The sequence below is a fragment of the Bifidobacterium callimiconis genome (genome assembly GCF_003952005.1).
Lineage (GTDB): Bacteria > Actinomycetota > Actinomycetes > Actinomycetales > Bifidobacteriaceae > Galliscardovia > Galliscardovia callimiconis.
This window is the reverse complement of record NZ_QXGJ01000009.1, coordinates 1-12,439: the sequence shown is the minus strand read 5'-3', so window position 1 is coordinate 12,439 and position 12,439 is coordinate 1. Positions and strand designations below refer to the sequence as shown.

General features: G+C 62.6%; 10 protein-coding genes and 1 rRNA gene. 3 read left to right on the top strand and 8 right to left on the bottom strand.

Annotated elements, in window-relative coordinates; translation table 11 throughout:
* Positions 1 to 5: 5 nt before the first annotated feature.
* Entirely contained in the window at positions 6 to 1,067 is a 1,062-nt protein-coding gene (locus tag D2E23_RS08735; RefSeq protein WP_126030539.1) for a zinc-dependent alcohol dehydrogenase family protein, read from the bottom strand.
* A gap of 425 nt (positions 1,068 to 1,492) precedes the next feature.
* Between D2E23_RS08735 and trmD the strand changes: the two genes are divergently transcribed.
* A complete protein-coding gene (gene trmD / locus D2E23_RS08730; RefSeq protein WP_126030538.1) occupies positions 1,493 to 2,476 on the top strand; it encodes a tRNA (guanosine(37)-N1)-methyltransferase TrmD in 984 nt (327 codons plus the stop codon).
* 4 nt (positions 2,477 to 2,480) lie between these two features.
* On the opposite strand, the gene rsmD is transcribed toward trmD, so the two are convergent.
* From rsmD to D2E23_RS08710, 4 genes are all read right to left on the bottom strand, one after another.
* A complete protein-coding gene (rsmD, locus tag D2E23_RS08725) occupies positions 2,481 to 3,080 on the bottom strand; it encodes a 16S rRNA (guanine(966)-N(2))-methyltransferase RsmD (protein WP_126030537.1) in 600 nt (199 codons plus the stop codon).
* Positions 3,081 to 3,119: 39 nt separating this feature from the next.
* A complete protein-coding gene (locus D2E23_RS08720) occupies positions 3,120 to 5,591 on the bottom strand; it encodes an ATP-dependent DNA helicase RecG (protein WP_126030536.1) in 2,472 nt (823 codons plus the stop codon).
* A 97-nt stretch (positions 5,592 to 5,688) separates the two neighbouring features.
* Positions 5,689 to 5,880, bottom strand: coding sequence for a 50S ribosomal protein L28 (gene rpmB / locus D2E23_RS08715; RefSeq protein WP_093960881.1), 192 nt, complete (start codon positions 5,878 to 5,880; stop codon positions 5,689 to 5,691).
* Positions 5,881 to 6,057: 177 nt separating this feature from the next.
* A complete protein-coding gene (locus D2E23_RS08710) occupies positions 6,058 to 7,368 on the bottom strand; it encodes a CPBP family glutamic-type intramembrane protease (protein WP_164520756.1) in 1,311 nt (436 codons plus the stop codon).
* Between the two features lie 207 nt (positions 7,369 to 7,575).
* Between D2E23_RS08710 and D2E23_RS08705 the strand changes: the two genes are divergently transcribed.
* A complete protein-coding gene (locus D2E23_RS08705; RefSeq protein WP_126030534.1) occupies positions 7,576 to 8,841 on the top strand; it encodes an MFS transporter in 1,266 nt (421 codons plus the stop codon).
* A gap of 36 nt (positions 8,842 to 8,877) precedes the next feature.
* The gene (locus D2E23_RS08700) at positions 8,878 to 9,432 is read left to right on the top strand and encodes a hypothetical protein (RefSeq protein ID WP_126030533.1); all 555 of its coding nucleotides are present in this window, start codon (positions 8,878 to 8,880) and stop codon (positions 9,430 to 9,432) included.
* Positions 9,433 to 9,464: 32 nt separating this feature from the next.
* Here the strand turns inward: D2E23_RS08700 and D2E23_RS08695 are convergent, their stop codons facing one another.
* From D2E23_RS08695 to rrf, 3 genes are all read right to left on the bottom strand, one after another.
* A complete protein-coding gene (locus D2E23_RS08695) occupies positions 9,465 to 10,871 on the bottom strand; it encodes a chloride channel protein (protein WP_126030532.1) in 1,407 nt (468 codons plus the stop codon).
* 182 nt (positions 10,872 to 11,053) lie between these two features.
* On the bottom strand, positions 11,054 to 12,208 hold the full coding sequence (locus tag D2E23_RS12035) for a lactonase family protein (RefSeq protein ID WP_164520755.1): 1,155 nt from the start codon (positions 12,206 to 12,208) through the stop codon (positions 11,054 to 11,056).
* Positions 12,209 to 12,311: 103 nt separating this feature from the next.
* Positions 12,312 to 12,428: ribosomal RNA gene (gene rrf / locus D2E23_RS08685) — 5S ribosomal RNA — on the bottom strand.
* Positions 12,429 to 12,439: the final 11 nt, after the last annotated feature.

Below are 12,439 nucleotides of genomic sequence, written 5' to 3'. Positions count from 1 at the left end.
GGTGACTACTTGAGTTCCTCGTCGAAGCAGATGGCGACCTTGCCGCACTCGCCCTTGTCCATCAGCTCGTATGCCTTGGACACGTCGTCGATGGAGAAGCGGTCGGTGACGAGATCCTCCGGGTGCAGGTTCCAGCGGACCAGTTCCTCGACCAGGGTCTCCATGCGGGCGAGGCTGGTCACCCAGCTGCCGTAGATGGTCTTCTGGCCGTGCAGCAGATCCGGGCTCGGGTTGAAGTGCACGGTGCCGCCTTCGCCGACGAGCGCGATGCGTCCCCAGGCGCGGGTGGCGCGAATGGCGATCTGGCGGGCCGGGTCCGCGCCGGAGGTGTCGATGGCGCGCTCAACGCCGTGGCCGCCGGTCAGGTCGAGGATCTCGTCGACGGTGTTCTCGTTGGAGTCAAGGACCACGTCCGCGAGGCCCATCTTGCGGGCGAGCTCGAGACGGTAGGGGTTGTTCTCCACGCCGATGAGCTTGTTCGCGCCGAGCTTGCGAGCCAGCATCAGGGTGGCAAGACCCACCGGGCCGAGGCCGGTGACCAGCACCGCATCGTTGCCGGAGATGCCGATCTTCTCGATGCCTTCGTAGACGGTGCCGAATCCGCAGGCGACCTGAGCGCCGTCGGTGTAGGTCAGTTCGTCGGGCAGCTCGATGAGGTCCTTCTCATCGCACACCACGTATTCCTCCATGCCGCCGTCGCGCTGCCAGCCGTACGCGGCACGCAGCGGGGAGGAGCAGGAAATCTGGTAGCCCATGCGGCAGTCGTGGCACAGTCCGCAGCCGGAGATGTGGTAGACGATCACGCGGGAACCGGCCTTGAAACGGCGCACACCCGGGCCTTCCTCGACGACCTGACCGCACGGCTCGTGACCGGCGACCTTGTTCTGGTAGCCCTCCGGACCCTTGCCGGTATGCTCGCGGTAGATGGCACGGATGTCGCTGCCGCAGATGGTGGACGCCTTCATCTTGACGAGCACCTGGCCGTAGCCGGGCTTCGGGATCGGGATCTCGCGCAGATCGACCGTGCTGTTTCCGGGCAGGTAGGCCGCCTTCATCATTCCTTCCATGGCAACTCCTTTGTTCTGTGGGAAGGTTTCCCGTTGTTGTTGATCGTGTAATCGGTTTGCTGTTATGTTCCGGTTCGTCGGCCGCCCGACGTCCGGGTGCTTTCTCGCCGCGTTCGCAACTTTTGTTTTTTACTTTTTAAAGTTGCTTACGAAAGATAATATAGCCCCTATTCGAGGCTTTGGGAAGGCGAAAACACGACGTTTTATGGGCACGGGACGACGATTCGTGATGCGTGGGGTTTTGTTCTGTTGTGCGCGACTGCGTCGCGGTCACCTCATCCGTCACGCTTCGCGTGCCACCTTCCCCTCAAGGGGAAGGGGAAGAGAGATGGGCACGGCCGCCTTCTCTCTTCAAGAAGGCGGAGAAGAGGGGTGCCAGGCGGGAAGGAATGGGAGTTCGGGCGCAGACGGTAGGCTTGCCTATTATGCGTATCGACATCGTTTCCGTGTTTCCCGAGTACTTCGACGTGCTGAAGCTCAGTCTGCTCGGCAAGGCCCAGGACAAGGGGCTGCTCAGCGTGACCGCCCATAATCTGCGTGATTGGACGCATGACGTGCATCATTCCGTGGACGACACCCCGGTCGGCGGCGGCGCCGGCATGGTGATGAAGCCCGAGGTGTGGGCGCAGTGCCTCGACGACGTCATGGGTCTGGTTCCCGTGTCGTTCGACGACGACGGTCAGCCCGTGCAGTCGCGCGATTTCCGTCTGATCGGCACGGACGACAATGCCAACGACAGTGCCGACGATACCGAAAGCGTCGATGATTCCAACGATTCCGGTGATGTTGACGCCGACTCCGCCGCTTCCACCGATGACTCCACTATTGCGGATTCCGCGTCAACCGAGGCAACGACCGACTCCCCCAAGCCGATCCTGATCTTCCCCAACCCGTCGGCACCACTGTTCACGCAGGCCGACGCAACCGAACTGTCACGCGCCGATCACCTGGTGTTCGGATGCGGTCGCTATGAGGGCATCGATGCGCGCGTGCCGGAATACTATGCGCGACAGGGCGTGGAGGTACGCGAATATTCGATCGGCGACTACGTGCTCAACGGCGGCGAAGTGGCCGTGTCCGCCATGATCGAGGCAATCGTGCGGCTCGTGCCCGGATTCATGGGCAACCCCGAATCGATCGTCGAGGAGTCGTACACCGGCGATCCGCTGCTCGAGCATCGCCAGTTCACCAAGCCGGCAACGTGGCGCGGCATCGCCGTGGATCCCGTGCTCACCAGCGGAGATCACGGCAAGGTGGACCGCTACCGTCGCGACGAGGCCATGGAACGCACCACGCGCATTCGCCCCGATCTGGTGGAAGAGCTCGACTGCAAGGCGATGAGCAAAGCCGACCGCAAAACCCTCATGGCCCTGGGCTGGAACGTCTCCGGCCCCCACCCCCGCCGCTAGCCACTCACTCCATGTTGTCGACGGATTCCTCGATCACGGTCTCGAAATAGAACACGGCGGTCTCGCCGTACGTGCGCTCCTGCGTGATTTCCCAACCCTCCGGAGCCGTGGGATCGTCGGATCGCGCGGAACGCTCCAGCATGATCACGCCTTGCGGATCGACCATGCCGTTCGCGGTCAGATCACGCAGCAGCGCATTGCAGTCATCGGTGTCGAACGCGTACGGCGGGTCGATGAACACGAGATCGAACGGCCCGCCAGCCGCACCGGCGGCGAACTTCTCGGCCTTCGCCTTGATCACGCGCGCCGATATGTCGGACTCCCACGCGCGCGACTGCTTCAGCCGGCCGAACGACTTGCCCAGCATCGCCGACGCAGGACCGGCCGACTCCACCGCGACCAATGATTTCGCGCCACGGGACAGCGCCTCGATGCCGAGCGCGCCGGTGCCGGCGAACAGGTCGAGCACGCGCGCGTCGTCGAGTACGCCAATCGCCGTGAGATGCGAGAAGATCGCCTCCTTGGCACGGTCGGTGGTGGGGCGGGTGCCGGTCTTCGGCGCGGTGATTTCAAAACCCTTGAATCGTCCAGCAATAATACGCATACCAACCATTATGCACGGCCGTACCGCGCAGCCCGGCGATCACGTGCTGGTGATGAACTGCTCGTTGCCGCGGGTGAAGTCGAGCACAGCGCCGGCGAGTTCGGTGGCTCCGGCAAGCGTCGGGTCGGCCGTCAGCAGTTCGCGCGCCTGTTCACGCGCCTCGCCGATCATGTCCGCGTCCTTGACCACGCGCAGCAGCTTCAGCGACGACCGGCCGCCCGACTGCGCGTCGCCGAGCACATCGCCAGCGCCTCGCAGCTCCAGATCGGCCTGCGCGATGTCGGCGCCATCGGTGGACGTGCGAATTACCTCAAGACGCTGCGCGGCGATCGAATCCGGTTCGGCGCGCGAGATCAGGAACGCCCAGCTGTGCGTACCGCCACGGCCCACACGACCACGCAGCTGATGCAGCTGAGACAAGCCGAAACGGTCGGCGTCAAAGATCACGATGCAGCTGGCCTGCGGCACGTCCACGCCGACCTCGATCACCGTGGTCGCCACCAGCACCGGCGTCTCGCCGGACGAGAACCCCTCCATCACCTCACGCTTAGTCTCGTCGTCATCGCGACCGGTGAGCGTGGCGATGCGAATGCCCGCAAACTGCGGCAGGGCGGCCAGACGCCGGGAGATCTCCTCGACCGAGTGCAGCGGCGGCTTCTCCACGGCATCCTCGTCGTCGGCAAGCTCCTCAAACGGATCCTCGATATACGTGGCGTACTCCTCGTCACGCGAACCACGTCCGGAACCACGCCTGCCACGCGCACCCTTACCCTTGACGTCGCCAGATTTGCCGGACCGACCACCCGACCTCATCGACGCACCGCCGTCATCGGTCTCGTCATCGGTGTCCTCGTCGATGCGCGGGCAGACGATATACGCCCGCTCCCCCGCATCCACGCGCGCACGAATATGCGCGAACATACGTCCCATGGTCCGGCCGTCCGCCTCGGGAACGACGATCGTACGGATCGGCTTGCGACCACCGGGCAGTTCCGTCAGCCATGAGATGTCAAGATCGCCGAACCAAGTCATGGCGGCGGTGCGTGGGATCGGCGTGGCCGTCATGACCAGCAGATGCGGCGCCTTCTCCGACTTGCGTCGCAGCGTCTCGCGCTGTTCCACACCAAACCGGTGCTGTTCGTCGATCACGGCGAGCGCCAGATTCGGCGCCTGGAAGTTCTTGGAGAACGCGGCGTGCGTGGCCACCACGATGCACGGGTCGCCGCTCGCGGCATGAGCCAGCACGCGTCGGCGTTGCGCGAGTTTCATGCCGCCGGTGAGCAGCAGCACGGGCACGCCCTGCTTGCCCACCATGCGGCCGATGCTCTCGTAATGCTGTTCGGCCAGCACCTGCGTGGGTGCGACCAGCACGGCCTGATGTCCGGCGTCCACGGCCTGCAGCATGGCGGCCACGGCCACCACGGTCTTGCCGGAGCCGACCTCGCCCTGCAGCAGTCGTTGCATCGGTGACGGTCTGGCCATGTCGGCGGCAATGTCGTCGATCACCTGCTGCTGTCCACCGGTCAGCGAGAACGGCAGCGATGCGATGAACCGCTGTTTGAACGATTCGTTGGGATCATGCGGCTCCTCGCAGGCGTATGCCTCGATGCCGTCGCTCTGCCGACGCGCCTTGAGCAGTGCGGTCTGCGAGACGAACGCCTCCTCGAATCGCAGCGTGCGGATGCCGTCGTGGAACTGTTTGACGGAGTCGGGGTTGTGAATGGCGCAGAACGCTTCGGCCCGGTACATCAGTCGGTTGCGTTCGCGCACGGTTTCGGGCAGAACGTCTGGTATGGCGTGGGCCAGCATGGCCGGCACGATCGGCGGCGCCGATTCCTCCACACCGGCCGGTTTGGGTCCACCGGCCTTGCCTGCGTCGGCATGGTCGTCCGGCGTCTCGGGCACACCTCCCGATGCCAGCATTCGCATGAATCCAAGAATCGACTCATGAATATGGTCAGTGGATATACGCGAACTGGCGTGATACACCGGCTGCGGGCGCGATACTTTGCCTAGCGCCGCCTCCACGGAATCGATTTCGGCGGGCAGTCCGTCCGGCGTGCGCACCACGACCACGTCGGGATGGGTGAACTGCAAATTGTCGTTGAACACGCTCGGGTCTCCGGAAACCACGATCACCGAGCCGGGACTCAGCCGCGACGCCATCCAGTCGCCGTAGCCGCGATTATGCGAGAAAAACGTCAGTCGTACCGTGCCCGGCGCGCTGCCGTAGTCGTAGGAGAATGCGGCGTCGTCGAGTATGGATTCGACACGTCCGCCGGATCGTCCGTTCATCGGCACCACTCGGGTCTGTCGAACGGTGGCCACGAACGCGGCCTTCACACCGACGGTAATGCGGCGGATCGGCGTGACGGGCACGGGGTCGGTCACGCGGAACGGATAGTAGGTGAGCGCGTCGCGGACGGTGGTCACGCCCAGTGATTTCAACGCTCCGACGCGCCGCCTGTTCGTCATCAGCGACGATACTGCGGAGTCCAAAGCGATAGTCATACGCCCCATTTGTACCCAGCCGTATCGACGAGGGCCATGTGCAAACAAAAAAGGCTCCGGAATATCCGGAGCCTTATACGTTTGATGCGTACCGCAATCAGGCGGCGCGCTGGACCTTGCCGGCCTTCAGGCAGGAGGTGCACACGCGCAGGCGAACGTTCTCGCCCTCGACGGTGGTGCGAACCGACTGCAGGTTCGGCAGGAAGCGACGCTTGTTACGGATATGCGAGTGAGAAACGGTGTAACCGACCTGCGGGCCCTTGCCGCAGACTGCACAACGAGCTGCCATGTTTGACTCCTCTAACTTACTGCTTGTTCAAGTCTTTCCCGTGTCCCCGTCGGGAAGCAACCCGGCCTGAACACACAACTTCACGATATTACAGCGAAATACGAGATATTGCAAATATCACGGGTATCATGCCGTGGATATTGTGTACGGACCGCGTTCGCCGACCATGTTCACCGGTCATGAGAACCGCATCATCAGCGGCGTGACGAACGTCGTCAGCACCGTCAGTATGCCAAACACGATGATGCCTGGATTGGCGAGCGCCACGCGGACGCGGTTGCGCGGTACCAGTTCCTTCGGCGACTGCTGGAAGTACGCGCGTCTGCGACGGATGACATTGACGAGGAGCACCACGCCGACGATGACCAGTACCAGTATCAGCGTCGTGTAGAGCATGTATCCGATCAGCTGCGGGCCGGATCGTCCGAATGCCGCGGTGATGCGCTGCACGTCGCCGGACATCAGATCGCTCATGGCTTTGTCGTCGACGTCGGTGACGGCCGGTGCCACAACGCCGCCTATAAAGTTGACCGTGGCGTGCAGTGCGATCGTGTACCGCAGTTTGCCGGTGCGCACGTACACGTATCCCCAGAGCAGTCCCCAGCCGAACGCGTAGAAGAACTGGTACAGGTTGGCGTGCATGAGTCCGAACAGCAGCGCCGACGAGAACACGGCGAGTTTTTCGCCGTAGACGCGCATGCGGTCGATGAGGCAGCGGCGGAATATGAACTCCTCGGCGAGCGGGGCGAACACCACGAACGTGATGCCCTCCACCACATGGTCAAGAGGGGTGGTGCCGGATGTCACGGAGTTCAGGAGATTGTCGAACTTGCCGTCTGACAGCAGATTGGACAGGCTCGATCCGAGTATGCTGCCGACGAACATGACCGGGAAACCCATGACCAGGATCGTCAGCCAGTCCCGCGCGCCGAATCGTGCACCCGGATCGGGCCTGCGCGGCTGTGGCGGATATTTGGGGATCGTGAACACGACGATCAGACACAACGGCAGCGCGACGGCGTATTGCGCGATGTTCGACAGCATCAACGACAGCCAAGGGAACTTGTCGAGGGTGCGCGCGGCGGGATCGATCTCCTGCACCAGGATGTTGCCCACGAACCGCAGCAGTATCGCCGCGAGCTCCGTGCCCAGCATCCATACCAGCAGCGTCCATCCCATGCGGGAGAACGTCTTGCGTGCCGTACGCAGATTCACTTCGGGATAGTGCACGGCGCCGCGCGGTGCGAGCCGGCCGCCTCCGGGGTATGACGGATACGACTGCCCGACGGGCGCATAGCCTCCGGCAGGATACGACTGTCCGGCAGGAGGCGCATACCCGGCGACAGGATTAGCCGCATACCCACCGGACGCGTACCCGGACTGATACGGGTATCTTCCCGACGTCTGCTGCGACGGATACTGCGAAGGCTGCGAAGAATACCGTTGCGGAGGCTGCTGAGAATATTGAGAATGCTGCGGGTCGCTCATCGCCACCCCTTCCCTACGACCATGAACCACGATGTCTTTCCCTTCACCGTAACACCCGTACCTCGAATCGCCCATCAATTCACCGTGAGTTCATGTTCGTCGGTGTCTCACCCCTGCAAACGCCCCTTACCATGAAGGATGGTTGTCGCGCAGCATGCCGCTTCCGCCGCATGCCCTGCGTGGGCGCGAAAGATCAGGAGGACACCCATGACCGGCACCAAACCGAGCGCGAACGGCATACTCACCGCCCGCGAGAAGAAGTGGATCGTCTACGATGTGGGCAATTCCGCGTTCGTGCTGCTGAGCACCGCGGTGATCCCGATCTACGCGAAGTCGCTCATGCCTGCCGACGGCAACATCGTGTCGGCGTGGGGATACGCGCAGACGATCGCGTCGCTGGTGATCGCGCTGCTCATGCCGCTGCTCGGTTCGATCGCCGACGTACAGGGTATGAAGATCAAGTTCTTCCTCGGATTCTTCGGCACGGGCGTGGTGATGTGCACGGCGATGGCGTTGCCGCTCACCTGGCTGCCGTTCCTGATCGTGTACGTACTCGCCACGATCGGACTGAACGGCTCGCTCACGTTCTACGATTCCATGCTGATCGACACGACGTCGAACATTCGCATGGATAAGGTGTCGTCCCACGGTTACGGCTGGGGATACATCGGCTCCACGGTTCCGTTCATCTTCTGCATCGCGTTGATCTTCGGCGGCCCGGCGCTGTTCGGCTGGTCGACCGTGGCGTGCACGCGCGCGTCGTTCGTGATCACCGCCGTCTGGTGGGCGGCGTTCACGATCCCGCTGCTGACCAGCTACCGTCAGGTGCACTACCGTGCCACGCGCGAGCACACGCGGGAGGCGGTGCGCGGCACGTTCACCGAACTGTCGTCCACGTTGCACAAGCTCGTGCGCAACAAACCGCTGTGGATGTTCATGGTCGCGTTCTTCTTCTACATCGACGCGGTGAACACGGTGATCTCGATGAGCACGTCGTACGGCACGCAGTTGGGCATCGATTCGACGCAGCTAGTGGTCGCGCTGCTGGTCACGCAGTTCGTCGCGTTCCCGTGCGCGATTCTCTACGGTCGCATGGCCGGACGCTTCGGATGCAAGCCGATGATCGTTGCGGCCGTCGTCGCGTACATGTGCATCGTGTTCTTCGCCACGTTCTTCCTGAAGTCGGCCGTTGAATTCTGGATCCTCGCGATTCTGGTCGGCATGTTCCAGGGCGGCATTCAGGCGCTGAGCCGCTCGTACTACGGCAAGATCATCCCCAAAGAGCACGCCAACGAGTACTACGGCCTGTACGACATCTTCGGCAAGACCGCCTCGATCCTCGGCACGTTCCTGGTCGCCACCACCACGACTCTTACCGGCAACGCGTCGCTCGGCGTCCTCTCCATCGCCATCCTCCTCGTCGTCGCCCTCATCTTCCTCACCCTCCAAAAGGATCCGACGAAGACGGTCTGATCCGGGTGCTCATTTCGGGCGAATATACTACGACGTATGACAGGCACTCGTTTCAGGCGCAGCGATCCCGGCGATCGGCCGGACAGTTCGTGGATCGCACGGCATTGGAAGGGCACGGTCGCGGCGTTGTGCGCGATCGGATTCGCCGTGATGGCGTATTTCTGGATCTACCTGCCGAACCGTTCGGTCGACGTCAGCCATACGCAGTACGAGATCACAACCGGCAGCAAGTTCACGCATCGGCAGATCGACGACGCGATCGGCGTGATGCTGGACCGCAAATGGACCTCCTGGAAGGGTTGCGAGATCTCCCGAATCTCCTACGACGAGGCATGGTCGGACGATTATCTGCGCTCCGAGCATCAGATGACGATCGACAACCCTGGTTCGAGTTCCTCCATATCAGCGGCCATCGATAAGTACGGCATGGACCGCGTGGTCATATTCCGCACCGATTTCCAGTGCCCCTATGGAAGTAGCGACGGCAGTCTCGGCTCCGACCCGTACACCGGCTGGATGGACACCTACGTCTACGATCCCTCCTCGCCGGACGCCGACCACGGTTGGGTGTACATCGACAGCGGCTACTAGATCAACGACTCCGTCAAGGTGCCGACCGTTGATTACCGCTGCCGCTTCGGCGTGCGCTTCCACCGTTCGACCAGCCAGTGGGAGACGAACGCTGATACCGCGACGGCCATACCCACCGGCACGAAGAACGTGATCGGCGCCTCCGTGAGTTCCATGACCAGACACATGGCCATGAGCGGCGCCTGCTGCGACGCGGACAGCAGCGCCGCCGCACCGATCAGCGCGCACGCCGTGGCCGAGTCGATCGGACAGACCAGCAACCACGGCAACGACAGCATCGCGCCCAACGTGGCCCCCAACGCGATTCCCGGCTGCAGCACGCCACCGGACGCGCCCGAACGGATGGTCAGCAGCGTGACGACCGCCTTGACCGCGAACGATATTGCCAGCAGCCCCAGCATCGGCCAGAAATACTGATGCAGATCAGCGCCCGCCCCCATGTCGGTACCGGATAAAACGCCACCAATCAGGCCGGATCCAATCAGATTCCACGGCGAGGCACCGGCCGACGTTGCCGACAGCACTGCGCCCGAATCGTTGCCGACGAACGTGCTGAATCCCAGCTGTGCGGCCGCACGACCATTACCCATCACCTGCGGCACGACCAGCGCGACCACGCCGGTGAGCACGCCGGCCAACGGCATCTGCCACAGCAGCGCCTTGCCGGACGGCTTATGCGATTCGGCCCACTGCGATCCACGACGAAACAATGCGCCAGCCACGCCGCACACCGCGCCGCACAGCAGTGCGAACAGCATCAGCGTGGGCGTCTCCCCCGGCTGCATCGCCGTGATGTCATAGAACGTGTGATGCCCCTTGATCAGTGTGGCAACGAACGCCGCCACCGCCGACGTGCCCAGACCGAACGCGACTTTCTCGATCGTGATGTCCGCGAGCAGGATCTCCACGGCGAAGAACATGCCGGCAAGCGGCGCGTCATAGACGCCACCCAGACCGGCGCCCGCCGCAACGGCGACGACCATGCGACGATCCAGTCCGTCCAGGTGGAAGATATCGCAGAACCGTTGGGCGAGCATGGCGCCGAGTTCACGCGGCGCCACCTCACGGCCGATCGACGCACCCGAGCCGACGATGAAGATCTGCAATACGACGTGCACCACGGTCTGCCACCATGGCATGCGTTCGCCGTTCACCGCCTTCTTGACCGACGGCACCTTGGTGGTCTTGGTGCGCAGCAGATACCAGGCCACGGCGGCGAGCGACAGGCCGACCGTCACGGATACCGCGCGGCGCCACCCCGGCACGGTGAACGGGCCCGGCATGGACGAGCCTTCGATGTAGCCGAGCATCACGTGCTCCACGCCGTACAGCAGTAGAGTCAGCAGTCCCGCACCCGCGCCGATCACCGCGCCTAGCACGATCACTGCCGCAGCCAGCCACCCGATGCGTTTCCAATCCGTTCCTTTTGGTGCTGTCATATCAGTCGTCGTGTTCGACGTTGCTGTCGTATTCGCTGCCTGTGCAGACGTCGTCGGATCCGTCTGCCGCTCGTTACCGTCGGAGCCCTTCCGCTGATTCGTGTCCTGCCCCATGCGCACATATCCTCATGTCACTCATCCAAAATTGCCTCTCCACACCATACTCAGCACACGGACCAGACCTACTCCAGCGGCAGCACCGCCGTAGGTGACCCAATCGGTAGATCATCAACAGCAGTCAACACTCCGCGCTCCCCCACGCGGAACAGCGTCAAATGATTCTCAGTCTCATTCGCGGCAATCAGATACTGTCCGACCGCGCACAGATGACGAGGACGCCCGCCGCCGCTGGACACGCTGTCCACGCGAGTCAGTGTCCGTCCGTCCCAACGCAGCGAAACGATCCGATCAGATCCGCGCAATCCCACGTAGGCCATGCCGGCGTAATCCGCACTGTCTGTGCCGTCCTTGTCCGCAGATGCCGACCGCTCCGCGTATTCGGATTTGGGAATGAACGCGAGCGATGCCGCCTGATCGGCGGGAGCGGCCGCAAGATCGACCGTCTGCAGAATACGGAAGTCGTCGGCATCGCTATTGGGATCGCCATTGCAGTCATCGCCGGGCTGCATCAACGTAACCGTGCATCCCCATTCGTCGACGACGGACACGCGCCATGAGCCATCGTCCGCCGGCAGCAGATGCATGTCTCGCGGACCGGTGCCGGGATCCAGTCGCACCATGCCCGTACGCGTCAGTACGCCATCGTTCCAATGATGAATATAGATACGATCGGCGCCAAGATCCGTGGAAAGTAATCGCCCATCCGGCAACGGCAGGATCCAATGCGCGTGCGGTCCTTCCTGCGCCCGCAGCGGGCCGTGTCCTTCCTCAGGATTCCCTTGCAATGTCTGGGATACGCTGCCCAGTGTTCCATCCTCGTTGATCGGAAATACGCTGATTGATCCGCTGACATAGTTCGCAGTGATGGCATGCTTCCGACCGTTGTCGTCCACCGCTACCGCCACGTGAGTAGGACCGTCACCGGGAACGTCTTCGTGTGAGATCGGTGTCAGGCGGCGGGTTTCATGATCGCCGTCGATGTGGAGAGCCGCCAGTCCGCGACTGTTTTCCAATACCGCGTACACGGTGTCGGTTGTGGAGTTGCAGTCCCATTCCAGCCACGAGGGCGACGGAACATCGGACAGCAGACGCTTATGATGCAGTGTGCCGTCGTTAGGTGTGCCGTCGTTGGCATGCAAGGTGCAGAGTTCGATGCCTTTGCCGTTCGACCCCTGCAACGCTCCGTATCCGCCGATCAGTAGATCAATGATCTTCATATCTCGTGTCATGATCTTCAGTGTAAAACCATGCGAGAAAAAGAGTCGTAGACAAATAAAAAAGGAGGGAAACCGTTGGGTTTCCCTCCCTGATAAGAGTAAATTGCGGTGGTGTGCTACTCTCCCACACCCTGTCGGGTGCAGTACCATCGCCGTGCCAGGTCTTAGCTTCCGGGTTCGGAATGGGACCGGGCGTCTCCCCTGGGCCATGACCGCCGCAAAACCTTGAAA